We start from the raw sequence: 25,759 nt of genomic DNA, 5'->3' as shown, positions 1-25,759 counted from the left end.
TATGAACTTTGCATCATCATTAAAACTGCCAACACCAGCGCTAATGGGTATCGCTCTACTCGGGGTTTATCTCGCTAGCATACTCTCAATAAGTGTTGGTCCCATGGATATCAGCTTTACTCAGAGCATCAGTGCCCTACTACCGGACTTCACTCTACCAGGCATGCCCAGCTCCGATTTGCCCGCGCATGTTAATATGATAGTGCAACAAGTCAGGCTGCCTCGCACTCTACTTGCTATCGCCATCGGCGGAATATTGGCCATCTGTGGTACCGTTATGCAGGGATTGTTCCGTAATCCATTGGCCGATCCTGGAATTATCGGCGTCTCTGCAGGAGCGGCATTGGGCGCAGCTTTGGCTATCGTCGTGTTTGGGTCTCTTGCTCAAACCTACCCTGCCCTTTTGATGTTTGGCACTGTGCCCATCTTTTCCTTTTTAGGTGGCGCTATTACAACCCTTGTGGTGTATCAACTGGGTACATCCCCTAACGGCACCTCTGTGACTATGATGTTGCTGGCAGGTGTCGCTATTGGCGCACTCTCCGGCGCAATGTTGGGACTACTCAACTATTATGCCGACGATCAAGCCTTGCGTGACTTGTCTTTATGGACAATGGGCTCATTAGCCGGAGCTAATTTTGCTGGGGTAGCTTTTGGAAGCATCGTATTGTTAGTCCTTGGCATTTTGTTCTATCGAGAGTCTGCCAACCTAAATGCTTTATTACTTGGTGAGGCTGAAGCAGGCCATCTAGGAATTGACGTGCAAAAACTTAAACGTCGCTTGATTTTACTTACGGCGGCCGGTGTAGGTGTTACCGTTTCTCTTGCGGGAATGATAGGCTTTATCGGCCTCATAGTGCCCCACCTAGGGAGAATGATCGCAGGTCCAAATCACAAAATCTTGATTCCTCTGGCAACGGTACTTGGGGCGTTGTTACTGCTCATATCTGACATGTTATCGAGAATCTTGGTCGCTCCCTTGGAAATTCCTGTGGGTATTATTACCGCAGTGCTAGGAGCACCTTTCTTCCTATGGCTACTTATCTCACAAAAGGGGCGAATCTAATGCGTACACCCTCAGTTCAATGTTCTGATATTTCGGTAAATATTGGCAACAGAACAATATTAGATAAAGTGAACATCGAATTTTACCCAAATGAATTCACCGTATTTCTGGGCCCAAATGGCACAGGCAAGAGTACACTGCTAAAGACCCTCAGCAATGAGATATCCTATACTGGGCAACATTTTCTGTTCGGAAAGCCGACTCAAGACTGGGATAAAAAGTCATTAGCTAAGCAATTTGGAGTGCTACCACAATCTAGCTCGCTTACCTTTAATTTCACCGCTCAAGAGGTGGTTGAATTAGGTGGTTTGACCCTACCGGGTGGACAAAAAGAGATAAGCCGTATTGCCAAAGAGAAAATGAATCTAACCGGAGTTCTCCCTCTCGCTGAGCGCCTGTATCCCAGCTTATCCGGAGGGGAAAAGCAACGAGTGCATTTTGCACGAGTACTCACCCAGTTAGACTCAGTTAAACATAACAAGGTGCTGTTTCTTGATGAGCCAACCTCAGCACTTGATTTGAGCCACCAGCACAACACTCTCAAGCTTGCGAAGGAGCAAGCAGATTCAGGAGCTTGCGTTGTGGCGGTGTTGCATGATCTTAACTTAGCGGCGCAATACGCCGATAGAATAGTGGTATTGAACCAAGGTAATATCGTCGCTGACGGCACACCGTGGGAAGTATTAAACTCACAAACTATCGAAGAAGTTTATCGCTGGAAAACGCAGATCGTGCCGCACCCCACGCAGCAGCATCCAGTAATATTGTCCGCTGCTTGATTGGCTCTGGGCACTTTTTGCAAAGTGGGGTTGTATCTAAGGTCCTGACTTTCGTCAGGATGACGGGTGTGATGCTATGCCGTTTCAACTTTGGTATAGCGGTTGGCTAGTACGGCGCAGTAGAAAATTTGGATTGGATGATACAACATGATTGGAAGCAGTATCATCCCCAGATTAGGATCGTGAGCAAAGATGACCTTAGCCATTGGAATACCGGCGGCTAAGGTTTTTTTAGTACCGCAGAATACCGCTGCTACCTCATCTTGGTGATTAAACCCAACCTTACGCGCGCCCCATTTGATGCCGTGTACCATCACCATCAACACAACCAAGCAGATCAACGCTGAAACAAGCAGAAGCATCGGCGAAAAGTCGCTCCAGATCCCATGGTCAATGGAGTCACAAAATGCACTGTAAACGATTAACAGAATCACGTATTTATCTAACTTGTTTACTATTGATTTGTGTTTCTGTGTCCACTTTAAAAGCCACGGTCGTAAAAGTTGCCCCAGTATCATTGGTAATAACAACATCTTCGAAATTGAAAGCACAGAGTCCATTAGATTAAGCTCAGCACCTTCCATCCCCATAAATACTTGAATGAGTAATGGAGTAATGAACACACCAAGGATACTCGAGAGCGAGGCGTTAAAGATTGCGCCAGGAAGGTTTCCCTTACCTATTGCAGTCATCGCGACAGAAGAAGAGATTGTGCTCGGTAAAACAAATAGATAGCAGAAACCAAAGGCGAGAGCCGCTGGCATGTAGGCCATAAATCCCTGACCAAATATCACCCATAACAGAGGATAAACAACAAACGTTGCGCTCTGTACAAATAGATGCAGCTTCCAGTTTGATAGCCCTTCAACGATAGCTTTTGGCGACAAGCCCAATCCATGCAGGAAAAATACTAAAGCAATACCTAATACAGTAATTCTATCGAGATGCAGTGCCCCTCCACTTTTACCAAGATCTGGAGTAAATACCGCTAAAGCGATAGCTAATACCATCCCCACAAGAAACCATTCTTTTTTAAACTTATTTATTATGCTCATACACGCTTTTATCGTTTAAATGCAGCCTACAAAGGCGATATCGGACACGCCGATCCTAACGATTTTGATCGGCTTAAGCTATTAAAATAGGTAGATGAAAATCAAATGAAGGGAGAGGGAAAAGAAAAAGGCAGACCTATTGGCCTGCCTTGATAGTGTTTTAGCAAATACGGTGCTCGTACTCGACAACGACTTGATTGCCATCGACGTACACATTTCGAATATCCCCATCCACGGACATTCTCGAACACAAAGTAACAACACTGTTTTCAACGGTTACGTTCACTCGTAGTGACGGTATCGCATAAGCAGCATCAACTTTTAGATACTCACAAAAGCGAGTAACAAATGGGTATGTTAGAGGGGCGCGACCACGAAGCAATTGTCCAAATTCAGCCTGAGATACTCCTAGTTTTCGGGAGATCTCCATTTGCGTTAGACGCATTTTGGCTTTTTGGGACATCCATGTTTCGTATAGGGCAGCTCTGTCTTGTTCAGTAAATTCCATCGGGCTTAACGGGGTAAATTTCTCATAGAGATAGTGTCTCTTTTGCCGCCTGCTATTATGTCAATAATGCGTAAGCTTACTGTTTGCACAGTGACAGATTGCACACATCTATCTGTTGGTTAAGCATTAATTCGCTTACTGAATACATGTCGGAACCCATACCTAAATGGGTTTAAGTTCAACGACATTATTTTCAGGATCGTGCACGTATATGGACCAACCCAACCCTGTCGCTCCGTAACGGATAGCATCTGGCAAGATATCAACTTGATGGCCTCGAAGGTATGTGAGTAACTCTTCTTGATTAACCGCTTGAATTTGCAAACAAAAATGATCCATATTGCGTCCATTTTGTTGCGGTGGTCTGCCTCCAAGCTTTCCCAACGGGCTATCAACATCAATAATATCAATCAATGCATTACCTGCCCTAAGCTGTGTTAAGCCCTCATCAACAAGACGCCTTTCTACCTCACATCCTAAAACATGACAGTAAAACGACAACATACTTTCGACTTGAGTTGAACGTAAAACCACATGATCAATACCTTGAATTTCTATCATCATCGTCTCAGTAAAATTTAATATTTTCTTTTTTAGTAGAGTCAAAAGCTTAGCGTTAGATCTTGATACCATCCTCTTCTCGCACACTATTACTGGTTATTTTATGTTCTATAATTCCGTTGAAAGTCACAGTATGATTCGTTTGTTGAAATTGAAGAATAATGAACTTCATGGTGAGCTAATTGAGTAAGCCGCTCGTAAGCATAAACACTGCATACCTAGGGAGGCGATTATGATGACCGTACGCGACAGAATAGAGGATCTAGAGCAACAAATTTACATTGCCTGCTCAGAAGGAAATTTTGAAACTATGGACACGTTGGAACAACAACTAGAGGCTCTTAGAGGACGAGCAAATCATGTATTCGAAGACGACCCATACGCCATAGAAGGCCGTTTGACTGGAGATGACTATTAGGAAATTATGTGTTTTGTCCAAAATAATGGCTCCTACGTTCCAGCGTCGGAGCCTTTTTATTTTTACAGCGATTTCTGCTGATAAGACGCCATTATTTCATCTGCATTGTCTTGGTACTCAGCAAGACCTTTCGCTCTTAAATCACATGCAGGACAATCTCCGCAACCTGATCCAATGATGCCGTTGTAACAGGTTAAGGTTTCATCCCTTATCATTTCCAATGCATCATAGTGATCAGCCATCGCCCATGTTTCAGCTTTGTTTAGCCACATGAGTGGGGTCTTAATATCCAGTTGATAATCCATTCCAAGTGAAAGCGCTGAGTTCATGGCCTTCACAAACTCATCCCTGCAATCAGGGTAACCCGAGAAATCTGTTTCACATACACCTGTTATCAGCGTCTTTGCGCCGACTTGATAGGCGTAGATACCCGCTAGAGTAAGGAATAGGATATTACGTCCAGGTACAAACGAGTTTGGCAATCCATTCTCACCAAGGTCATGAGAAACCGGTATGTCTTCTCTAGTTAGAGAACTCACAGCCAATTCATTGAGTAATGTCACATCCATTACTTTGTGTGCTTTTGCGCCGAGCTTCTTTGCCAACTTCTGAGCAATCTCAATTTCCTGGCGATGACGCTGGCCATAGTCATAAGTAATCGCATGCACCTCGTCAAACTGTGTGAGAGCTTGCACTAGGCACGTTGTAGAGTCTTGACCTCCACTAAAAATAACGACCGCTTTATTCATACTTATTCCTTTCACTGACATTGAGTTAATCGCGCACAATCTACCAAATTTATCAGGGAAAACAAATTTTTAAATCTGTCACCACAGCCAATAAGAGTAATGGTAATATCTGATAAAACGACAACAAAAATTAGGTACTTGAACCATGGAAAAAACTACCCGTACTATGCAGGCACGCAAGCACGTAGCCCTAGTAGCCCACGACCACTACAAAAAAGAACTCCTTCATTGGACCAAAGAAAACCAGCAGAAATTGGAAAGGCATACTCTGTATGCAACGGGCACAACTGGCCATCTACTTAGCCGTGAAACGGGTCTGGAAATTAAAAGCCTTATCAGCGGCCCAATGGGAGGCGATCAGCAATTAGGTGCGATGATTGCAGAAGGGAAGATTGATATGATGATCTTTTTCTGGGATCCATTGAATGCAGCGCCACACGACCCAGATGTAAAAGCATTACTCCGCATTGCTAGCGTATGGAATATTCCTGTAGCCACCAACCGCGCTACCGCACGATTCCTATTCGACTCTTCTTTGATTGATGAGGAAGTAGAAATCGCAATTCCAGATTATGAGTCTTACCTAGCTAAACGTACCTAGTCGGATATCAGTCAAAGACCAGCTTTCACTATCATTGATTAATCGTCTCTGATAAGCCACCCAAATTAGTAGTCCTAATGTAAGGTGGCTTTCTCATTTCACTCTTCAACAATGACTTTTATACCAATCACACTAAGTAAGTGTTCAGAATTAGTACGATTGGTATTACTCAACGTAAACGTTCGCATCCACTTCTGTGTCTTCTTCATACGGTTCAGGTGCAGAGCGCCTACGTCGATTGTCGTTACTAGTGCCAGCGCGGTTTTCTGCAACCTCTGTGGTAAACGTGCCCGTAATGAAGTTCTTGAAGGCATTGAGCTGTGGAATATTACTATTGAACCCCAGATAAATAACTGCCAGTAATAAAGATAATATAATGATGACTTTTAGGTTCATTGGAACCTCCTTCTTAAACACTGTTTAAGCTATGCGCCTCTAAATTGTAGTTATAACTTTCGATTGTTCCTGTCCCTTTTTTAGATTAATGACAAGAACTGCAGAGTTTTAAGCGTTATTGGCCTCGAAAGCGAAGTGCACTGCCGAATACAAGAAGCAAGATACCGCCTATAAAAAGCCCCTTGCACATAATCACCGCAAGCTGGTTATCACTGCTCCACGCATCTTGAATTTGTTGATAGTCTCTAAGGGTTTGAGAACCAATTTTCAAAGAGAGGACATTATAAAATTGGCGTTCATCTCCAACCGGTGATCCACTAAACCCAGAGACATATCCCACATGTAAAATCTGCCCATTGTTACGCTGCAAAGCATGATAAACCGTTTCAATATCACCTGATTTTGATGAGTATTGATACCAACTTCCATCAATAAGCTGTAGGCGTATGGATTTGCTGCCGCGCAAAGGAGAAAGGTACTTCAGTGAACTGACTTGCCCCGACCGAACCATTAAATCTGATGCGGAAGGTAGCGTTTGATTTGATGCAAACGAAAATAACGTCGCTAAAGCTAACATAGAAAGACTTAGGACAAAGTAAACATTAGATTTTCTAATATACCCACCTATCGCGAATGTTTAAGGTCGCTCTGAATAAAAGTAATTGATACCCATCGTAGTGTATAACTGAACGACCTAGATAGTTAAAACACGATTTCTGAGCATTTACCTACTATGGTTGGTATTAGTGCTTCTTCACCGCATAAGACCCTTCTAGTAGCTCAGTGATAAACGGTGATGGCTGAAGATCGTAACTCACGATTACCTCTTGCTTTGCGCGAGTTAGAGCTACGTAAAACAAGCGACGTTCCTCTGCAAATGGGAAAGATTCATTAGTCGATTTAAGAGCGACATCAAGATGAGGAGCACGTTCTTTTTGTGGGAAATTATGTTCGTTCACACCCATCAATAATACGACATCAGCCTCTTTTCCCTTGCTTGAGTGACAAGTCATAAAGTTAAACTCGAGATTGCTGTACTCTGATTGCCACTGTTTAAGCTTACTTGGTTTGTCTTTATGGGTACGCCCAAGAACTAGAACCGACAGAGGCTTATGGGAGTTGTTCACTCGTTGCAGTGTTTTCTCTAGTTTAGCTTCCGCGACTACTGAAACCGCTTTTTGTTTCTGCTGTTTATGCGCGTTGAGAGTCTTGGTTAACTGCATTGGATTCTGCAATATAAACTCACCCGCCACATCAGCAATTTGAGAGTTGAAACGATAGGTAGTATCGAGATGATGCGTCGCCGCATCTGGAAAACGCTTGAGAAAGCCCGTTGTAAGATGTACATCAGAGCCTGCGAATTGGTAAATAGATTGCCAATCATCACCAACCGCGAATAGTGAGCGCCTTCCTTGTTCGCAAGGCTGATTCACAATCGCTTCCACTAAAGCTAAGCGAGCTGGGGAGATGTCTTGATACTCATCTACCATTAAATAACGCCATGGCGCCTTAAACCGATTCTTAGACACATACTGCGTCGCTTTTTCTATCATTGAATGAAAATCCAACTCACCTTGTTCTTTCAAGTACTGTTTCCACGCTTGATAACAAGGCCACACTAATTGAAGTTCGCTATTGAGACGCGAATATTCTGGATGATCAATAATCTGTTGTTGAATAGACTTCTTGGTGACATTCATAGAACACAGCTGATCCAACTGTTGGTCTAGCCAAGCGATCAATTTTGGGTTTTCAAACTGACTGCCAAGATCCACATCTCCTTTCAAATATGCAATCGGCCATTGAGATAGATGTTTTTGCCAGCGCTTGAAATTCGTAGCGTTAGTCCAGTGTTCTTTCAACCATTGTGCACTCCACTGCTGCTTCTGTTTTGCTTCGGAAGCCAATGAACTTACCTTCGCAGGGCTACCTTCCACATGTTGAATGATATGCAGCGCCATCTTATGGAAGGTACTCACATTCACCTTTTGCGACGTAACGCCAATTTTGTTGGATAAACGCTGTGACATTTCCGTTGCGGCATCTCTGCCAAACGCTAGCAGAGCAATCTCTTCAGCTTGAGCCTGATGACTTTGTAAAAGATAGGCCACTCGGGCCATCAGCACACTGGTTTTACCGGTACCCGCTCCTGCTAAGATTAAGTTGTGATCGTTATTTAGTAGTACTGATTTTTGCTGAGATTCATTCAGTGGTGAGCTCTCAATCTGAGCAAATAGAACTTGCCAGTTCTGAGTTTCATTAGTGAGCCAAAGCTCATTGCGCTCTCTAACTATATCGCCCTTAGGACATAACCACTGATTCACTTCTTGCATATTGTCAGGCATACGCTGATTTGCGTCGTTCAAACTAATATTCATTTCTTCAAGATCAGCATGGACCATTTCTTGCCAAGAACGCCATTCGGAGTGCGCAAGGTAGGCGGGTTTCTGACGCAATAATTGCAGCTTTTGTTGCCATTTAGGTAAGTAAAGATTCAACTGGCGACATTGAAGGCGATGCCATTTTTCATAATATTGAACCGCAGTTCGGCCGAATGACTTGGCTTTTCCCCAGGACAATCCCTGAATCTGCCAAGCATCTTGCACTGCTTCACCGGCTTGATGTTGTTGGTAGCCAAAGAAGGTAATGCTCCCCCATACTAAGCCACGCTCAATCGAGGTTTTACCGCTCCATTCCGAAAAAGGAATCGAGGTTTGATTCTCTCGAGAGGTAAGAACCAACTGATCCTTCTCTAGCTTGATGTCAAAGTATTCGTCTTGTAAGAAAAAACGAGCTGACGGGGTGGCTTGCAACTGCATGTTAGCGTACTTGTCCTTAAGGTTTCGGGTTGAACCGCTTCAGTTTACTATGATTAATCCAAAGAACGCATTAGGCAGTATGTAAATTTTAGGTTTTTCTTCGCAAGTTCAATAAGATCGCGAGCACAGTCACTACTCTATAGAGTGCAAATCACGTTAACCCTGTGTAAAGTACTACTCTGTATAAAGGACCGCTCTGTTACAGGTGACAGAGTACTTAAAAAGGCTAGCCTAAGACTCTGTGAACACTTCTGCCACACTTCGCCAGTATTGGGCGAATAAAACGATTAACTACAGCCTTCTCATCCTAGTCACTATGCTAGGCGTAGTCATCCCCTGTTGGTATCTGGGTCAATATACCCTCATTACTCCATTGGTTCTCGGGGTCATTGCAGCCGCCCTTGCGGAAACTGACGACAATTTTTGGGGGCGCTTAAAAGCACTCACCCTAACCTTCATCTGTTTTGCGATAGCAAGTATCTCCATTGAAGTGCTCTACCCTTACCCCCTTGCTTTTGCCGTTGGGTTATTTACTTCAACGTTTGCGTTTATCATGCTGGGCGCGATTGGACCTCGTTATGCGAGCATCGCCTTTGGGTCATTGCTGATCGCTATTTATACCATGTTGGGAGCGAGTGAAAGCACTGACATCTGGGGTCAGCCAATTCTGCTACTGTTAGGCGCAGCTTGGTACTATTTACTGTCCTTAATATGGCAAAGCTTATGGCCAATGCAACCCGTACAACTAAGCCTTTCCCAGACCTTCCACCAGCTATCTCGTTACCTCGATACTAAGAGTCGTCTTTTTCATCCGACGATAGGGCTTACACCTCAACCGATGCGTATCGAGGAAGCTAGGCTTAACGCTAATACCGTAGAAGCCTTAGAGCTCTGCCGTGACACCCTAATAAAACGCTCAAAGAAAGGCCATGTCGATGGCCCTAGTGATCGATTCTTACGTATCTATTTGCTTGCCCAAGATATGCATGAAAGGCTCAGTTCTAGTCACTACCGTTATCAAGACCTTGCTCTGCATTTTGAACGCTCCGATGTGCTATTTCGGTTCAAGCATCTCATTCAGTCCTACGCTAAAGAATGCCAAGATATTGCCGAATCTCTAAGGCTCAACCAACCTTATCAGCGAAATCAAGAGTCAGTTATCGCCTTAGATGAACTGCAAGGAGCAATGACTCACTTGGTTGAGCAACGTAACCCAGAGTGGCAACAATCTTTAGCTCAGCTTCAGTACTTATTCAATAACTTGTGTACGGTAGATAGACTGCTGAACAACATTAACAATCCTGACGCTCAATCGGCCGACCATGTATTGGACGATAAAACCGCATACACTGCCAAACAGATGTGGCAACGTATCAGCGACAGCCTCTCCCCTTCATCTGTGCTATTTCGCCATGCCATAAGATTGGCAACGGCACTTACCGTCGGTTATGGCATTATTGAGTTGTTCTCAATTGAGCATGGATTTTGGATATTACTCACGACTTTATTTGTGTGTCAGCGCAACTTTAGCTCCACCAAGCAAAAGCTATTTCATAGGATAAGCGGCACCTTTGCAGGGCTGATCGTTGGTGTAGTGATGCTCTCTCTGATCCCTGAAGTGGAAGGTCAACTGTTTGTTATCGTTATATCTAGCGTGCTCTTCTTCGCTTTTAGGCTTCAAAACTACGCTTATGCAACAGCCATTATTACTGTCTTAGTGCTGTTCCTATTTTCTCAGCTTGGAGCAGGATATGCTGTGATTGTCCCCAGACTGATTGATACATTGATAGGAAGTTTACTTGCTGCAGGGGCTGTATATTTCATTCTACCTGATTGGCAAGCTAAGAAATTGCCCTCGCTTATGGCACAAGCCATTAAAGCCAATGGTAATTATCTAGCTCAGATTATTGTTCAATATCGACTCGGAAAATCTGACGACCTGAATTATCGTATCGCTCGCCGCGCAGCTCATAGCCATGATGCGAATCTAAGCGCGGCTATTAGTAATATGATGGCCGAACCTGGAAAGTATCAACATGCGGTCAATGAGAGCTTTCGTTTTTTGACTTTAAATCACGCCCTTCTCAGTTACGTTTCTGCGCTAGGCGCACACCGGACACAGCTCAATGATGCGACAACGCACAAGCTAGTAATTGATGCATATCAGGAAATTCATGTTAAGCTCGGCGCTATTGAGAAGGCTTTACGTGATGAGCCTTTCGATGAAAAAGTGTTCGATATCAACCATATTCAGCACAAGTTATCACAATGGCGAGAGAGTGATGGCACTTCTGCACAGATGATTTTGCAACAATTACACCTGATCCACAGAATGTTGCCAGAGATAAAAACACTCAGCCAAACATTTTCAAAATCAAAATAGGTCTTAGACCCAAAACTATAGAGAAGCTCTATGTACAAGAAATTTTTGCTAACCGGACTAGCACTTTCACTGGCTACACCTGCATTCGCAGAGGTAACGATCGATCTTCCTGAAGATGTTGACCTATTACTGGTCAACGGTACGGAACCCGAAATTGACGGTGGTTTCTTCTCATCAAGCTCTACGGCAATTCTACCTGACGGCGAAAACCAGATCGTATTTCGCTACGTCCCTAGTTTCAAGCAAGGCCAAGAGTTCGAAAAAATGAACTCAGACGTTATCGTAGCGAAGTTTGCCGCTACAGACGAAAAGCTAAAGTTTGAGTTTCCTAATTACCGCAACATCCGTGAAGCACAGAGGTTCAATAACAACCCTGACTGGAAATTGGTTAACGAATCCAACCAAGCAATGGAAATGACTCAAGACAAGTTGGTTCACGAAGGCATGCAGATTGGTCGTGATTACGAATCTGAGATGATTAAGTTTAATGCCGCTGGCGGTGCAGCAGCCATTGCAACAACCAATAGTGCGGCTTACGCTGCAGTAACTGCGGCGCAAGCATCTGGACAGACAGTCACAGTGGTTCCTGTAGCAACAACGGCTGACGCGGCAGTACCAACTCAACTTCCTGAAACCTCAGCAGGTACAACAGAAGAAGAAATGCTGATGTTCTGGTACAGCAAGGCTGATGATGCAACAAAAGCACGCTTTAAAGCCTACGTAAACAGCCAGTAATACCAACCACCGCAGTCAACAATTGAAGTCTTGTGTCTAAAAATAGAGACTTCTCTCTCAATTCTGGGCAATTTTCATACATAGGTGTGAAAATTGCCCTAGCTTCTCCATCTCCTTAATCGCAATGTCTTAAGCTATACCTATAAACCCAAACTAGCATCATTCACTTTTCGAGTTAAAAGTGTAAACGTTCTTCTAGGGTAGTTAGCGAATGAACCAAGCAAGATCACAGCGATTAAAGCACAACAGCAAACAATCACAGATCCTAGATATTATTGTAGTAGGCGGTGGTATCAACGGTGTCGGTATTGCAACCGATGCAGTCTCTAGGGGACTGTCTACTGCCCTATTTGAATCCAGAGATTTTGCCAGTGCGACTTCATCAGCCAGTTCTAAACTAATTCATGGCGGTTTGCGTTATTTAGAACATTACGAGTTTCGCTTAGTCTCAGAGGCATTGTCTGAGCGTGAAGTCATTCTTAAGAAGGCACCTCATATCGCAAAGCCGATGAGATTTCGCCTACCTCATCGACCTTTTCTTCGACCTGCTTGGATGATTCGTACAGGAATGTATTTGTACGATTATCTCAGCACACGCAATTCGCTGCCCGCTTCCTGTAAGGTTTCTCTCAGTGATGACGGCATCATGCATGATGAGTTTAAAGTTGGCTTTGAGTACTCTGACGGCTGGGTGGATGATGCAAGGTTGGTGGTCCTCAATGCTATGCAAGCCAAAGAGAAAGGCGCTGAAGTCCGAAACTATTGTGAGGTCGTCTCTGTTACCCAGCAAGATAAAGTATGGACTGTCGAGCTTCTCGATCACCGAATCGGGGAGCGCCTAACACGGCAGTCACGTTGTGTAGTGAATGCTACTGGTCCCTGGGTAAAACAGTTTATTTCCGACACCGTGCAAACTAAATCGCCCATGGGCATTCGCCTTATCAAGGGATCGCACATCATAGTTCCGAAAATCTATTCTCAGGAGTTTGCTTATATTCTGCAAAACCAAGATGGCAGAATTGTTTTCGTTATTCCTTATTTAAATAAGTATTCTTTAATAGGCACTACCGATATTGAATATAAAGGAGATCCCCGCAAAGTTACAATTTCCAATGATGAAATTAATTACTTGTTAGATGTGGTAAATCAACACTTCAAGCACTTCACGTTCAAGGATGACATTATTTCCAGTTTTAGTGGCGTGCGACCTCTTTGTGATGATGAATCTGATTCCCCACAGGCAATAACTAGAGATTACACACTCACCTTGCAACACTCTTTAGAAACCGCACCTTTGTTATCAGTATTCGGTGGAAAGCTCACTACCTATAGAAAATTAGCAAATGCAGCGCTAGATAAACTAGAACATGCCTTTCCTGAAATGCGGCCTTGTACAACTGAGTCCACTCTATTACCGGGTGCAGAGCAATTTGATAAAACCCGCCTACTGGCGCAGTTAAGAGAGCTGGCTCCTTTTGTAGATAAAGATATCATCGAGCGTTGGGCTATGACCTATGGTACTCGCGCACTGATCATGATTCATTCATTACGAGAAGAGCAAGACTTGGGTGAACGCTTTTCAGAGCAGTTGTATGCCGCAGAGGTTGATTATTTATTGGAGCAAGAATTTGCACATTCTGCCGAAGATATCCTTTATCGACGTACTAAATTGTACTTGGAAATGACACCGGCAGAAGTAGATACCCTAGAGCACTATTTACTTATCAAAGCCCAAGAGAATAAGCACACTGTCACTCAACAAAGGGGTAACGAAGAGACCGTTTTATCACGAGTGAACCTTACATTGGATACATAAGAAAAATAGCCAAAGAAATAAAGCTCTTATGACACCTATAACCCTCTGATAATTCGATAATAAAGTAATATCACTTCACAAAACGCACCACAGAAACTGAAAGTAAGTGTGCACTTTTTGGCATATAAAAACCTAAAATTAGAGCATATAGTCTAGTCCGAGAAATCATTCGATTTTAAATGTCATATTTTGGATGGACTATGAAGAAATACATTAGAGGATACCTTGCCGTAATCATACTGCTCACAATCTGTGGCGGAGTAGCGTATTACTGGCATTACAGTGATCTTCACCCCTCTACTGATAATGCCTATGTGCATGGTAAAACTGTTTCTATTGCGCCATTAGTCCAAGGGCGAATTACTCAAGTTTCTGTTGATGATTTTCAGTTTGTAAATATGGGTGATCATCTGATTTCTGTGGATTCTCAACCATATCAAATAGCCGTACATGAAGCACAAGCGTCTTATCAAGCAGCCCTACAACAAAACAAGTCCCAAGAATCTGGCGTTAATGCCGCAATCGCTCAACTTAATGAAGCTAAAGCGAACCTGTTAAATGCACAAAAAACCTACAAGCGCACCCAAGTGCTAGTAGAGAAAAAACTTGTTCCAATTCAACAAGCCGATACCGATCGTACAAATCTTGCTGATGCTCAAGCTCGCTTACATGCAGCTCAAGCCTCTCTTCAGCAAGCTATCGATACCCAAGGCGGCAAGGGCGATGCTTCTGCAGCAGTGCAACAAGCGGCCGCTCGCTTAGCAAAAGCAGAGCTGGATCTCAGCTATACAGAAATTAGCGCTCCATTTGATGGCTACGTGGGTGATATTAAGATTCATCTCGGTACTTTTGTTGCGATCGGTCAGCCTCTATTTCCTGTCGTTAAGCAATACGGACAATGGGTGCAAGCGAACTTTAAAGAGTCGCAAATGCCAAGACTCGCAGAAGGACAGCCGGTCAATATCAAAGTTGATATGTACCCTGATGAAATCTGGCACGGCAAACTCGCAAAAATCTCGCCTGCGAGTGGCACCAGCTTTTCATTGCTCCCGCCTGAAAATGCTACCGGCAACTGGGTGAAGATAGGACAACGTTTCCCTGTGAAAATAGTGATCACAGATGACCTTTCATCGAAACCACTATTACGAATTGGATCGAGCACCCAAGTCACTGTGGATACAACGGCTGGAGAGTAATGGTGGAAACCATAACCCCGATGAAACGATGGATGATAGTGATTGCAGTGATGACCTCTGCCATCATGGTTCTACTGGATATGACTATTGCCAACGTTGCCCTTCCACAGATGCAAGGGGCACTTGGTGCGACGTCAGACACTATTACTTGGGTACTAACCGCCTATACAATGGCAGAAGCCATATTCATCCCTTTAACTAGCTTCTTCTCTAGTAAACTAGGAGAACGCCGCTTACTTTTAGTCGCAGTCTCGGGATTCATAGTGTCTTCAATATTCTGTGGGCAAGCCCAGTCCATTGAAGCTATGGTGTTATTTCGAATCATCCAAGGCATGTTTGGCGCTGTCGTAATTCCCCTATCTCAATCACTGTTAATTGCCGTATTCCCGCCAGAAGAGCGCGGCAAAGCCATGTCTATCTTTAGCATCGGAATTTTGTTGGGCCCTATTTTAGGCCCTACTTTGGGTGGTCTTATCACGCAGAATATGGACTGGAGATGGGTATTCTATGTCAACGTACCGGTTGGATTGTTTTGTCTAACCATGATCACCCTGTTTGTGAAAACCTCTAATAAGAGTGAAACCACGATTGATTGGCCGACCATGATTTCAATGGCGGTGGGCATTGGCATGTTACAAATGGTACTTGACCAAGGGAATCAACTGGATTGGTTCGAATCACGTTTGATTCAAGTGAGTATGATTGCCGCTTTTGTAGGGCTTGGTTACTTTGTTCATCGGAGCTTCAAAACCCGCAGTCCCGTTGCGCCTATCTGGATGATCAGCAACCGAAATCTTGCCTTTGGTTCACTTATGATGGCGATTTTTGCAAGTGCTTTATTTGGGCTTACCGCTCAGTTACCAATGATGCTTGAAGGCGCTTTAAACTACCCTGTGGATACAACAGGGTTACTAATGGCACCGCGGGGTATTGCGGCTGCTATTACACTTATTGCTACCGCTAAGTTTATCACTAATGATCGCTTAAAATGGATGGTCGCAATTGGTGCTGTGCTGTGTGGTATTGCCGGCATTATCATGTCCCAATACTCAGAGAATATTAATTTCTATTGGTTGATCTTACCTAGCGTCATTCAAGGATGTGGTATGGGCTTAGTATTCTCAAGCCTATCCTCTATCGCTTATACAACACTGAGACCAGATCAAGGTGTTGCAGGTGCCAGCATCTTCAACTTGTTCAGAACTATAGGCAGTTCATTTGGTATTTCTATCGCCACTACTTACCAATTTAGAAGTGCTCAAGAGCAGTGGAACTCTCTAAGTCAGTCGATTAATCCCTATAATCCAAATCTTCAGCACTGGCTAAGTGATACGGGTCTAAAACTCAGTGACCCAACCACGCAAAGCTTGCTTCAAGAACAGTTACACAAGCAATCAGAGATCGTCGCGTTTGTGCATACGTTTTCGTTTATCACGTTGATGTTTGTATTGATTATCCCCTTTCTGTTGTTAATTAAGATCCCCAAACAAGCCTCCACCAGTGCAAGGACGACGACGGGACATTAAATTGTGATCAATTTTTATTTTTCATTGCTCGATCAATGCACGTCAAAAAACGTACAAGTTGTCGCTCTGTAATAAGTCCTATCTTAAATAATTGATAGGCTTTATATGCTGGAACCTTAAACATAATCACACCTTATATAACAGACACTTAACGCTAAACCCATGTTATTTATGACCTTATTAACTTGGCTAGGTTCCACTCACTCTCATCAAGAATGAACAACTTTATTACCGGTCATATAAATCGTACTAGCAATACTATTTCATTCTTTCAATTTTGATATTATGAACACTTGCCAATATAGGCACTTCGATAGCTTGCCGACGAATCAGGATCTAAATGAAAGAATCAATCTTAATTACAGGATGTAGCAGTGGCATTGGGTATCACTGTGCCCAACAACTTCATCACGCAGGGTATACTGTTATTGCCAGCTGCCGAAATACCGAAGACGTAGAGCGACTTAGAAAAGAAGGGCTTAAATGTGTTCAGCTTGATGTTACCGACGCCAAATCGATACATTCTGGATTAGCGGATGTATTAGAGATGACAGGCGGAAAACTTGATGCTCTATTTAATAACGCAGCTTATGGACAATGTGGTGCATTAGAAGACTTGCCTACAGAAGCATTGCGCGCGCAGTTAGAGACCAATCTCATTGGTTGGCATGAACTCACTAAAGCGGTTATTCCTGTCATGTTGAAACAAGGCAGTGGGAAGATCATTCAAAACAGTTCAGTGTTGGGTTTAGTGGCAATGAAATATCGTGGCGCCTACAACACCAGTAAATTTGCTCTTGAGGGTTATACCGATACCCTGAGACTTGAACTAATGGACACTCCCATTTCTGTGAGCCTAATTGAACCGGGGCCGATAGTGAGTAAGTTTAGAGAAAATGCCCTTAAGGCATTTGAAAAAACAATAGATACTGACAACTCGAGGCACAGCAAAAACTATCAGAATACAATTGAGCGCCTAGGCAAAGAAACCTCTAGCAACCGATTTACTTTACCTGCCGAAGCGGTGCTTGTACCTGTGAAAAAGATACTCAGCAACCAAAAACCAAAGGCGCGTTACTATGTCACGACACCAACTTACCTATTTGGATTTCTACGTCGTATCTTGCCAACACGTCTGTTGGACCGTCTGCTAGTAAAGAGTGATTAGGCAAGTAGCTTTAACGATGCCAACTATTCTTACTACCACAACGAATGGTTGGGATCATGTTGCTCACCCCAAGTACCATCTTGACGCGCCTCTAAATACAGTTGTAGGCCATGATATAGCTGAAAAGCTGCGACACCACCTAGATGCTCATGTTCATCAAAAAACGCATCTTCACACTGCTGCAGTCCAAGAAGATCTCGAATGTCTCGCCTCATAGCCCAAGCTATAGCTTCTGGTTCTACTCGCTCAGTTCCGAGAGTGACACTAGAAATACTCTCTATAGCCACCTCTTTTTGTCCTGATAGGTGCTCGGGTTGCTGTAGTATTTCAGCACGGTCAAACTCTTGCGCGGTAATTTCAGCGAGGACTTCATCGGCCATTTTCTTGCTAATAGAGGGATGCAGTCGCGCCACTCTCAGTACATATGAAAAACGTTCCTGCCCCAGTAGAGACACCAATCCATCAACGAGGTATTTATTCAACGACTCTGCTTTTTGATAAAACTCCACTGCTGCCTGAAAGTTAATAAACCGCGTTCCGTCAAAATCATAGCCGTAACTGTCATCAATAATATCCAGTGGTACACCATTGATCGCAAGAGGCCAGCCCACGAAGTCCACTCGTCCTTTTGCAATCTCGTACATCATCCAAGCGCTATCAGTAAAGCCCTTGAAAGATGTCCCTTCTAACGTGGTTTCTTCCAATTCCTGCTTTGTCCAATTCACACCAATACCCAAGTGCTTTGCATATCGCTTCATAAGTGCATTATTTATCTGAAGCTGCAGATCCCAAATAGAATCTGTTATGCAAGATGCTGCTATAACCTGACACTCTCGGCACGCGGGAAGCTCAAGTGGGACATGGGCAAGATAAGGGGAAGCTACTTTAGGAAACTGCACCTTATCTTTACTAGGCTCAGCGCAAAACCAACAAGTGTGCCGGTGATTAAAGGGGACATCAATAGGTTCGTAATTCAGCATTATGTGTTTTCCATAACCTTGCGCAGTGTCAATACAAGGTTCTCTTCTAAGATAGGTTTAACTAATACAGCATTAGCGCCAGCAGCCAAAAATGCATCTGCTGTGGACTGGTACCCATCAGCGGTACAAGCGATAATTGGGGTTGATAAGCCAAACTCAGCGCGTAACTTATCGGTCGCCTCTATACCATCCATATTCGGCATTTGGTTATCCATTAAGATAAGGTCATAGTAATTGTGTTGGGCTTTTTCGATGGCTTGAACACCATCAGTTACCCATTCAAAAACCAAGCCATGCTTCTTACCTAAAGCTTGAATAACAAAGGCATTGGTCTTGTTATCTTCGACTAAAAGGACTTTCAGTTCACGCTCAAATACAATAGATTTCTCGTTGATTATTTCAGGCAACGACGGCTTCTGTTCTACGGTAAGGATCGGTATGGTAATAGAGAAGCAACTTCCATTACCCAACTGACTTTCAACACTGACTTTACCTTCAAGATAATTAACCAAGCTTTTAACGATACTAAGGCCTAACCCACTACCACCATATTCACGACTAATATGAGTTTCTGCCTGCATAAATGAAGCGAAAATGGTATCAAGATTATCTTTACCAATACCAATACCAGTATCAGTCACCGAGAAGTAGAGCTCTGCTCGATCTGCTAAGCGGTTACGTAATTCAACATTGACAACCACAGCTCCCTTGGAAGTGAACTTAATTGCATTAGTCAGCAAATTAAGAAAGATCTGTGTCAACCTCATCTGGTCACTTCTCACCGTTACATCGTCGCTAAAGTTCCTATTTACAACAAACTTCAGTCCTTTTTGTAAACAACTCGGCTCAGCAAATGACTCTATGGTTTCTATGGTTCGATTAAGAGAAAACTCTGAAAACTCAATAACGACTCCACCCTTATCTATCCGGGAGAAATCGAGAATATCGTTGAGCAAGTTTAATAAGTGCTCACTACTTTGATGCAATACCAATGTTTGATGTTTTTGTTCATCTGAAATTGCCCCTTGTTTAAGGAGTTGCGCCATACCTAATATTCCATTTAATGGCGTTCTTATCTCATGACTTACCTTCGCCAAAAACTCAGCGCGAGCTAATGCCGTTTGCTCGGCTTCTTGTCTTGCGCGCTCGCTTTGCTGCTCAGCTTCAACAAATTGAGTAATATTCTTGCCTTGGACAACCAATGTTGGGGAAGCACCGTCGACCAAAATTGGTGCGATACTCCAGCGATAGATCTGTTCACCCACATGCGTATCTACTTCAGCATTTTGCTGGCTTTTCAATACATGATCTAAATGCGTATCAAGCTCCTTCTTTAAAGCGGCAGCTCCCCTATCATGAGAAAATGCATCAATCGCCGCTTGATTGAGCTCCAATACGTGTTTTTCACTGTTTAGGAGCGCTGTGGGCAACAACGAAAACTCAAACAAGTTTTTAAAGGAAGTTTCTTTTTGCTTTTCACGCCGTATGCTTGCCTGTAAAGTATGTCCTAAGCGGTCAAACTCGACAATATTTGACCCCTTAAACGAAATACTTTTCTTTGCACTATCAAAGCTGTCGGCAATATACATCACACCTTTAATCTCTCGCTCAACCCTGCGCTGTACCATCTTTGTAATAATCACAGCCGATGCTGTTATGGCAAATAATGCCAGCATTAAGGAAGCGGCAAAGCTGATTTCAACTCGATCAAGTTTGCTAGAGTTTTGTATAAAAATCGCTTTCACAGGCGTAACTATTCCTTCGACAACGACATCAATCTCACCGATCATCTGTGACATTAATTGCGGTTGATCTTCGAGCTTTAATGGGGAATATTGTTTTAATAAGTTCGACACTTTGGGCGATGAAGCTGCGATAATTTCACCACTTTCAACAAATACAATATCAGTGACAATGCTATCAAGAACTAGGTTTCGCAAAAGCCTAAGGTTGTTGTCGATAACAAACACTACATAGTAATACCCTACTAACTCACTACTATCAGGATGAATCAGTGCGGAGCGACGTATTATAACGTGCTTGTTCCCTAACTCTGTTGAAGGGACAATAAAATACCAGCTATTACTAAAATCGACCGTCTCCCCTAATGCCTTTAAATGAGCTGGGCTGAAACCATAAAAAGCAGCGTTACCATCCTCCCAAACCACCTCTCCATATTGATACATAAACCTAAAATCTGCCGCACCGTCTGGGTCAAGCTCTTCAAGTTCAAGCATGTAATTATCCACTGCTGAGTAGTCTTTTGCATTGAACAACTCAATTAGGGTGCGAGATTTGGAGCTGATGTCTTGTGTGACTTGTATGGTTTGCAGGCGACTCTCAATCAACTGCTTCACTACCCTAGCAGTCTGGTTAAAATTTCGCTCTCGTTCTGATTCATAGGTCTTTGTACTGAGCTGGTAGTTGTAAAAGAAAAAACCCAAAATAACAAAAAACCAAGACACCCAGGCCACCCTGATGATCTGTGTTGTAAGGGATGTTTTTTTACCCACTATACTCATTCTTGCCTATCCGAATACCGAAATGCTTTAAGTTTCAAGGCTTCAGCCCGCTTGGCATCATCGTACTTTGTAAAGACTTCAAACTCTCCCGAATACACCTGAGGAACAGGATCATTCTGTAGGTCAAGCTTAATCGCCTCGGCAATCGCCAAACCCGTATCGTCGTTCATCCTCACTACCGTAAAATCCAGTGTTCCGTCTTGAACAGCCTTAATTTCTGAGCCGCCACCCCAGCCGTTTACTACAATATCTTCCCTACCTAAGTCAGATAAAGCATCAGTCACGCCGAAGGCTAAGTCGGTTGAGCAAGCATAAATAAAGTCTAGGTGGGCTTCTTGCTCAATCATAGACAGTGCTGCTTGGTAGCCGGTTTCTCTATTCGCTTTTGTGAAGTACGCTCGTTTTAGGGAATAGTCTCCTCCTTCTTTCAAGAACTTAATGAAAGTATCTCCACGAGCCTCACTTATGTAGCCAGGAGAATAGTAAATCAAACCATAATTGGCTGATTCCGGAAAAGCTTTCTTGTACTCCCTTGCTAATAATTCTGTACCACGTACATGGTCAAAACCTACATACATTAACGGTTGTTTTTTGCCCCATGCTTTAATGGGGGTGGTGATATTGAGAAGAATCAGTTTCGTATGGTGGTTACTAAGGACACTTTCGGCAAATTTTTTATGACGGCTTGTATCCAAAGTGAAAATCAAATAATCAGAATCATTGGTTATAGCTTGCTGTAAACTTTCGCTTTCTTGACGATAATCGAGATTAGGGCGTGAAGAATATTTTCGAAGATCAAATTCGATGCCCAATTCCTGCAATCTAATCTCCAGCGCCTTAATGTTTCTCCACCAATAATCTGAAAGTTGAGAGCCCGGGTAAACGATATCAATTCTCACCGGCTTAATTTGCTCAACCTTTAATGGTACTGGGGGTTGGTAGATCCTAAAATCCATATCTTGAGCGAGTTGCTTGTGCTTAGGATACTCATCCAAGAACGCATCATATTCCCAGTACTCTCTCAATATCGTGTTGTTCGCCAAGCATTGAAAGGAAAGCAATATTACTCCTGCAAAAAGCCATCTCATATAGTCAGCCCCTCAAGCATAATGTCTTCACCCGCTACTAACCGCTCTTTGCGCTGCTTACTCAATTGCTTGATCTTATATTCCAACTTCAGTGCCTGTGACTTATTCTCAACAGGAATGGACCATTCGAGAATCAATGGTCCTTTACCTTTGAGCGCTTTAGCGCCAGTTCCATTAGTATGTTGCTGAAATCGACGCTCTAGATCGTTCGTCACGCCGCAATATAAGGCGTTGTGACGAGTACGAATCAAGTAAACAAACCACTTACTCACGACTGTATTACTCAGAGCACTGACTCAATCAAAGCCCGAAGTTCCGCCACTTCCGATTTCAATGAAGCCACTTCTTGCTCTAACGCTTCTAGCTTTTCAGCTGTGGGTGTTTTCACCGAAGCAACTGGAGTTGCCGTCGTTAATGCATCAATGTCTACTTCTCCACAGAATAGATGCTGATAACGTGATTCACGTTTTCCTGGCTCCCTTGGTAATTTAACCACGATAGGAGTGTCTAAATTCGCCAGCTTATCCAAAGTCGCTTCGACTTCTTTCACATCAGCAAATTGCGCCAAGCGATTTGTGCGAGTACGAATCTCACCCGGCGTCTGTGCTCCTCGCAGGAGCATCACACAAACGATAGCTTTCTCTTGAGCTGAAAACTGCAGGTCACCAAATTCAGTGTTGCAGAATCTGTGGCGATATTTCGCTGTACGACTGTTGAAACTACTTTCATCATTCACTAGTCGGCGATCAGTTAAGGCATTGATGCCATCTAATACCTCGGCATCACTGAGTTCCATAACGGGATCACGATTGCTCTTTTGATTACAAGCCGTGGTTAAACTGTTAAGACTCAAGGGATAGTAGTCAGGAGTTGTGACTTCTTTTTCTATAAGACAGCCAATAATACGAGCTTCTAGAGGGGATAATTGCAATAACATTCTCAGGATCCATCTTCATGTTTCAATTAATAAGATTGTATGCAAGTATTGACTAGGTTGCGATAGCAAGCATATGAATTTATGCTTGTTTTGGTCTCAATGCAGAAAAAGCAGGCAGCAGTCTACAGAGCTTGAACTACACACTGTATGTTTGCCAAAGCTTGTGGTTTAATTTCCCAAGTTTAATATTGGTTTTAAAGGATAGAAAATGAACAACGTATATGAAATTGTTAATTTAGCTCGTCGCAAAAATAAGCTTAAGCGCGAAATCCTCGATAACGAAAAGAAAATTCGTGATAACCGCAAGCGTGCTGACCTGCTCGACAATCTGATGGATTACATCAAACCAGATATGACTCACGATGAAATCATTATGATTGTGAAAAACATGAAAGCTGATTACGAAGATCGTGTAGATGACCACATCATCACAACTGCTGAAATCTCAAAGACTCGTCGTGAGATCAGCCGTAAAATTCGTGAACTTACAGAAGAAGACAAGCAAGTACACGGTAAAAAATAGCCGCTATTGCTAGATAGAATGACAAGCGCGAGCCTTTTATTAAGGCTCGCGTTTTTTATTTCTATACACACCTCTCAATAACTTCCCCTCTTTATCGCAGTTACAATAATTTAACATATACTTTGTGCAAGCTAACCTGTTGGAATCTCGCTGATTTACCACAATGTATCGCCAATTTTCACTGATATTGATTTTGTTTGTCTGCACCCTGATGTTGGGTGGACAGTGGGTATGGGACAAAACCAAAGATGAATTAATTAACCAACAAAACACACACATTGAAAAGCTCTCTCAATACATTACCAGCGAACTCGATAAATTCAGTCATATCCCTGAATTGATCTCCAAAGATAAAGAGCTAATCAATGCACTATTGGCACCCAATAACAGTGCTCAAATAGAGATCACGAACCGCTATCTTGATCATGTTAATGAAGTTGTCTCTGCCGCAGATACGTACTTACTCGACTCCTACGGTACAACTATCGCCGCAAGCAATTGGTTTTTGGATCGCTCATTTATTGGTAAAAACTTTGCCTTCCGTCCCTATTTTAAAGAGGCAATACAAGGAAGAGAAAGTGAGTATTTTGCTCTAGGTTTAACCTCTGGATTGAGAGGATATTATTATGGATTCCCGGTGGTATATGCAGCCGAAATTATCGGTGTAGTCGTTGTGAAAATGGAACTATCCACTATTGAGTCAACATGGCAACAGAGCCAAGGAGCCTTTATTGCCACCGATGATAACAACATCATATTCATGTCCAGTGAACCTTCGTGGCTTTTCAAAAGCCTAACTAACCTGCCTGAAGATACCCTCACTCAAATTAGACAAAGCCGGCAGTACTTAAATGCGAATATAGAGCCATTAAATGCTACAGGCGATCTTACAGTTTCTTCCGGCATTCTTAACCTAAAAGACAACAACACTAATGGAGAATTCCTTAGCCTAGTAGAGCCTTTTCCAAGAGCAAAATTGAACCTCAGAAGCTTAGTTTCAACCAAGCACCTGTACTGGTCTCTGATCAATTTCATCGTCATTGTCGCATTGATATTTGGTATCTTGACCCTACTTCTATTGCTGGCTCGACATAGACGTCTGAAACATCAACAAATAGATCGTATTCAAGCAGAGGCAAAGCAAAAGCTTGAATTTCAAGTACTAGAGCGTACCGCGGAATTACAGGTAGAGATTCGCCAGCGCACAGAGGCAGAACAGCAGCTTATAAAAACCCAAGGCGAACTCATTCAAGCGGCGAAACTGGCTCTATTAGGTGAATTATCCACCAGTATTAGTCACGAGCTAAACAACCCACTTGCGGCCATCCGAAGCTATGCCGATAACGGCGCTCGTTACCTAATTAAAGGCAATAGTGAACAAGCATCCGATAACTTCTCAAAGATCACTCTGCTCACTCAAAGAATGGCAAATATCAGCCAACAGTTACGCTCATTTGCTAAAAAATCTGATAACACCGACCTTACCTATATTGCATTGGATCCTGTGCTTTACTCTACCAAGGCATTACTCAATCCACAGCTAAAATCTCTCAATATCTCGCTTATCGAGGCCAAGGCTTCGTCCTATTCCGTCTTAGCGAACCCGATTCAACTAGAGCAAGTACTGGTGAATCTTCTTACCAATGCGATGCAAGAGATTAAGAACCTGGAAGAACCAAAACTTACTATCTCTTTAGAACCGAGTTTAGATGGATGGCTACTCATACACATAGACGACAATGGAGCTGGCGTTGAAGAACAAAAAATAGCACGCCTGTTCGAGCCTTTTTTTACCACGAAGGACAATGGGCTCGGGTTAGGCCTCTCTATCTCGCGACAAATCATTGATAGCTTTGAAGGTCACTTGGAGTATGCTTCAAGCCCTTTAGGCGGCGCTCGATTCACTATTTCATTACTCACGGCTAAGGACTGA

General features: G+C 43.2%; 24 protein-coding genes. 12 read left to right on the top strand and 12 right to left on the bottom strand.

Annotation, left to right across the window (positions count from 1 at the left end):
* Nucleotide 1: 1 nt before the first annotated feature.
* Nucleotides 2–1,066 (top strand): FecCD family ABC transporter permease, encoded by a 1,065-nt coding sequence (locus OCU48_RS13755; RefSeq protein WP_141346390.1) that lies wholly within the window; start codon nt 2–4, stop codon nt 1,064–1,066.
* Complete coding sequence (locus OCU48_RS13750; protein WP_141346391.1) at nt 1,066–1,845, top strand: heme ABC transporter ATP-binding protein; 780 nt, start codon at nt 1,066–1,068, stop codon at nt 1,843–1,845. The genes OCU48_RS13755 and OCU48_RS13750 overlap by 1 nt, the downstream gene beginning before the upstream one ends.
* A gap of 74 nt (nt 1,846–1,919) precedes the next feature.
* On the opposite strand, the gene OCU48_RS13745 is transcribed toward OCU48_RS13750, so the two are convergent.
* The 3 genes from OCU48_RS13745 to OCU48_RS13735 form a co-directional block, all read right to left on the bottom strand.
* Nucleotides 1,920–2,855, bottom strand: coding sequence for a bile acid:sodium symporter family protein (locus tag OCU48_RS13745; protein WP_420719129.1), 936 nt, complete (start codon nt 2,853–2,855; stop codon nt 1,920–1,922).
* A 205-nt stretch (nt 2,856–3,060) separates the two neighbouring features.
* Nucleotides 3,061–3,408 carry a helix-turn-helix domain-containing protein gene (locus OCU48_RS13740; protein ID WP_017031988.1) on the bottom strand — a complete coding sequence of 116 codons (348 nt, stop codon included), beginning with the start codon at nt 3,406–3,408 and terminating at the stop codon, nt 3,061–3,063.
* 162 nt (nt 3,409–3,570) lie between these two features.
* On the bottom strand, nt 3,571–3,972 hold the full coding sequence (locus tag OCU48_RS13735) for a VOC family protein (RefSeq protein WP_141346393.1): 402 nt from the start codon (nt 3,970–3,972) through the stop codon (nt 3,571–3,573).
* A gap of 232 nt (nt 3,973–4,204) precedes the next feature.
* On the opposite strand from OCU48_RS13735, the gene OCU48_RS13730 reads away from it, so the two are divergent.
* Nucleotides 4,205–4,387 carry a hypothetical protein gene (locus tag OCU48_RS13730; RefSeq protein ID WP_208727197.1) on the top strand — a complete coding sequence of 61 codons (183 nt, stop codon included), beginning with the start codon at nt 4,205–4,207 and terminating at the stop codon, nt 4,385–4,387.
* A gap of 62 nt (nt 4,388–4,449) precedes the next feature.
* Here OCU48_RS13730 and queC read toward each other — a convergent pair whose 3' ends face one another.
* Complete coding sequence (gene queC / locus OCU48_RS13725; RefSeq protein WP_244312346.1) at nt 4,450–5,136, bottom strand: 7-cyano-7-deazaguanine synthase QueC; 687 nt, start codon at nt 5,134–5,136, stop codon at nt 4,450–4,452.
* Nucleotides 5,137–5,281: 145 nt separating this feature from the next.
* Here queC and OCU48_RS13720 point away from each other — a divergent pair, with 145 nt between their 5' ends.
* A complete protein-coding gene (locus tag OCU48_RS13720; protein WP_141346396.1) occupies nt 5,282–5,737 on the top strand; it encodes a methylglyoxal synthase in 456 nt (151 codons plus the stop codon).
* Nucleotides 5,738–5,902: 165 nt separating this feature from the next.
* Here OCU48_RS13720 and OCU48_RS13715 read toward each other — a convergent pair whose 3' ends face one another.
* The 3 genes from OCU48_RS13715 to helD all read right to left on the bottom strand — a co-directional run bounded on the left by OCU48_RS13715 (nt 5,903) and on the right by helD (nt 8,952).
* A complete protein-coding gene (locus OCU48_RS13715; RefSeq protein ID WP_141346397.1) occupies nt 5,903–6,133 on the bottom strand; it encodes a hypothetical protein in 231 nt (76 codons plus the stop codon).
* A gap of 115 nt (nt 6,134–6,248) precedes the next feature.
* A complete protein-coding gene (locus OCU48_RS13710) occupies nt 6,249–6,710 on the bottom strand; it encodes a hypothetical protein (RefSeq protein ID WP_244312348.1) in 462 nt (153 codons plus the stop codon).
* Nucleotides 6,711–6,876: 166 nt separating this feature from the next.
* Nucleotides 6,877–8,952, bottom strand: a complete 2,076-nt coding sequence (helD, locus tag OCU48_RS13705) for a DNA helicase IV (protein WP_141346398.1) — start codon at nt 8,950–8,952, stop codon at nt 6,877–6,879.
* A 241-nt stretch (nt 8,953–9,193) separates the two neighbouring features.
* Here helD and yccS point away from each other — a divergent pair, with 241 nt between their 5' ends.
* The 6 genes from yccS to OCU48_RS13675 all read left to right on the top strand — a co-directional run bounded on the left by yccS (nt 9,194) and on the right by OCU48_RS13675 (nt 17,776).
* Nucleotides 9,194–11,335: a YccS family putative transporter gene (yccS, locus tag OCU48_RS13700; RefSeq protein ID WP_141346399.1), complete on the top strand. Its 2,142-nt coding sequence runs from the start codon at nt 9,194–9,196 to the stop codon at nt 11,333–11,335.
* Between the two features lie 30 nt (nt 11,336–11,365).
* Nucleotides 11,366–12,070: a DUF2057 family protein gene (locus tag OCU48_RS13695; RefSeq protein WP_141346400.1), complete on the top strand. Its 705-nt coding sequence runs from the start codon at nt 11,366–11,368 to the stop codon at nt 12,068–12,070.
* Nucleotides 12,071–12,281: 211 nt separating this feature from the next.
* The gene (glpD, locus tag OCU48_RS13690) at nt 12,282–13,886 is read left to right on the top strand and encodes a glycerol-3-phosphate dehydrogenase (RefSeq protein WP_141346401.1); all 1,605 of its coding nucleotides are present in this window, start codon (nt 12,282–12,284) and stop codon (nt 13,884–13,886) included.
* Between the two features lie 200 nt (nt 13,887–14,086).
* Complete coding sequence (locus OCU48_RS13685) at nt 14,087–15,082, top strand: HlyD family secretion protein (protein WP_141346402.1); 996 nt, start codon at nt 14,087–14,089, stop codon at nt 15,080–15,082.
* A complete protein-coding gene (locus OCU48_RS13680; RefSeq protein ID WP_208727183.1) occupies nt 15,082–16,608 on the top strand; it encodes a DHA2 family efflux MFS transporter permease subunit in 1,527 nt (508 codons plus the stop codon). Before OCU48_RS13685 ends, OCU48_RS13680 begins: the two co-directional genes overlap by 1 nt.
* Nucleotides 16,609–16,948: 340 nt before the next feature.
* On the top strand, nt 16,949–17,776 hold the full coding sequence (locus OCU48_RS13675; RefSeq protein WP_141346403.1) for an SDR family oxidoreductase: 828 nt from the start codon (nt 16,949–16,951) through the stop codon (nt 17,774–17,776).
* A 32-nt stretch (nt 17,777–17,808) separates the two neighbouring features.
* Here OCU48_RS13675 and OCU48_RS13670 read toward each other — a convergent pair whose 3' ends face one another.
* Genes OCU48_RS13670 through OCU48_RS13650 form a run of 5 tightly spaced genes read right to left on the bottom strand, consistent with a single transcriptional unit; the run spans nt 17,809 to nt 23,303 of the window.
* The gene (locus tag OCU48_RS13670; RefSeq protein WP_141346404.1) at nt 17,809–18,756 is read right to left on the bottom strand and encodes a hypothetical protein; all 948 of its coding nucleotides are present in this window, start codon (nt 18,754–18,756) and stop codon (nt 17,809–17,811) included.
* Nucleotides 18,756–21,221, bottom strand: coding sequence for a LuxQ periplasmic sensor domain-containing protein (locus tag OCU48_RS13665; RefSeq protein ID WP_244312350.1), 2,466 nt, complete (start codon nt 21,219–21,221; stop codon nt 18,756–18,758). The genes OCU48_RS13670 and OCU48_RS13665 overlap by 1 nt, the downstream gene beginning before the upstream one ends.
* Nucleotides 21,222–21,274: 53 nt before the next feature.
* Complete coding sequence (locus tag OCU48_RS13660; RefSeq protein ID WP_141346406.1) at nt 21,275–22,366, bottom strand: substrate-binding domain-containing protein; 1,092 nt, start codon at nt 22,364–22,366, stop codon at nt 21,275–21,277.
* Nucleotides 22,363–22,638 (bottom strand): GIY-YIG nuclease family protein, encoded by a 276-nt coding sequence (locus tag OCU48_RS13655; RefSeq protein ID WP_141346407.1) that lies wholly within the window; start codon nt 22,636–22,638, stop codon nt 22,363–22,365. The genes OCU48_RS13660 and OCU48_RS13655 overlap by 4 nt, the downstream gene beginning before the upstream one ends.
* Nucleotides 22,639–22,649: 11 nt before the next feature.
* Entirely contained in the window at nt 22,650–23,303 is a 654-nt protein-coding gene (locus OCU48_RS13650) for a YceH family protein (protein ID WP_141346408.1), read from the bottom strand.
* A gap of 208 nt (nt 23,304–23,511) precedes the next feature.
* Between OCU48_RS13650 and OCU48_RS13645 the strand changes: the two genes are divergently transcribed.
* A complete protein-coding gene (locus OCU48_RS13645) occupies nt 23,512–23,826 on the top strand; it encodes a DUF496 family protein (protein WP_141346409.1) in 315 nt (104 codons plus the stop codon).
* Between the two features lie 163 nt (nt 23,827–23,989).
* A complete protein-coding gene (locus tag OCU48_RS13640) occupies nt 23,990–25,759 on the top strand; it encodes a sensor histidine kinase (RefSeq protein ID WP_141346410.1) in 1,770 nt (589 codons plus the stop codon).

This window comes from Vibrio inusitatus, assembly GCA_024346935.1.
GTDB lineage: Bacteria > Pseudomonadota > Gammaproteobacteria > Enterobacterales > Vibrionaceae > Vibrio > Vibrio inusitatus.
The sequence above is the reverse complement of the archived record's forward strand: the minus strand, read 5'-3'. Positions and strand labels throughout refer to the sequence as shown.

Coding starts and splice junctions, on each gene's coding strand:
- OCU48_RS13745 (WP_420719129.1), bottom strand. CDS start 2,855: ATGGTATTAGCTATCGCTTTAGCGGTATTTACTCCAGATCTTGGTAAA.
- OCU48_RS13740 (WP_017031988.1), bottom strand. CDS start 3,408: ATGGAATTTACTGAACAAGACAGAGCTGCCCTATACGAAACATGGATG.
- OCU48_RS13710 (WP_244312348.1), bottom strand. CDS start 6,710: ATGTTAGCTTTAGCGACGTTATTTTCGTTTGCATCAAATCAAACGCTA.
- OCU48_RS13675 (WP_141346403.1), top strand. CDS start 16,949: ATGAAAGAATCAATCTTAATTACAGGATGTAGCAGTGGCATTGGGTAT.
- glpD (WP_141346401.1), top strand. CDS start 12,282: ATGAACCAAGCAAGATCACAGCGATTAAAGCACAACAGCAAACAATCA.
- OCU48_RS13755 (WP_141346390.1), top strand. CDS start 2: ATGAACTTTGCATCATCATTAAAACTGCCAACACCAGCGCTAATGGGT.
- OCU48_RS13735 (WP_141346393.1), bottom strand. CDS start 3,972: ATGATGATAGAAATTCAAGGTATTGATCATGTGGTTTTACGTTCAACT.
- OCU48_RS13640 (WP_141346410.1), top strand. CDS start 23,990: ATGTATCGCCAATTTTCACTGATATTGATTTTGTTTGTCTGCACCCTG.
- OCU48_RS13730 (WP_208727197.1), top strand. CDS start 4,205: ATGACCGTACGCGACAGAATAGAGGATCTAGAGCAACAAATTTACATT.
- OCU48_RS13750 (WP_141346391.1), top strand. CDS start 1,066: ATGCGTACACCCTCAGTTCAATGTTCTGATATTTCGGTAAATATTGGC.
- OCU48_RS13650 (WP_141346408.1), bottom strand. CDS start 23,303: ATGTTATTGCAATTATCCCCTCTAGAAGCTCGTATTATTGGCTGTCTT.
- OCU48_RS13695 (WP_141346400.1), top strand. CDS start 11,366: ATGTACAAGAAATTTTTGCTAACCGGACTAGCACTTTCACTGGCTACA.
- OCU48_RS13660 (WP_141346406.1), bottom strand. CDS start 22,366: ATGAGATGGCTTTTTGCAGGAGTAATATTGCTTTCCTTTCAATGCTTG.
- OCU48_RS13685 (WP_141346402.1), top strand. CDS start 14,087: ATGAAGAAATACATTAGAGGATACCTTGCCGTAATCATACTGCTCACA.
- OCU48_RS13680 (WP_208727183.1), top strand. CDS start 15,082: ATGGTGGAAACCATAACCCCGATGAAACGATGGATGATAGTGATTGCA.
- OCU48_RS13645 (WP_141346409.1), top strand. CDS start 23,512: ATGAACAACGTATATGAAATTGTTAATTTAGCTCGTCGCAAAAATAAG.
- helD (WP_141346398.1), bottom strand. CDS start 8,952: ATGCAGTTGCAAGCCACCCCGTCAGCTCGTTTTTTCTTACAAGACGAA.
- OCU48_RS13720 (WP_141346396.1), top strand. CDS start 5,282: ATGGAAAAAACTACCCGTACTATGCAGGCACGCAAGCACGTAGCCCTA.
- OCU48_RS13715 (WP_141346397.1), bottom strand. CDS start 6,133: ATGAACCTAAAAGTCATCATTATATTATCTTTATTACTGGCAGTTATT.
- OCU48_RS13670 (WP_141346404.1), bottom strand. CDS start 18,756: ATGCTGAATTACGAACCTATTGATGTCCCCTTTAATCACCGGCACACT.
- queC (WP_244312346.1), bottom strand. CDS start 5,136: ATGAATAAAGCGGTCGTTATTTTTAGTGGAGGTCAAGACTCTACAACG.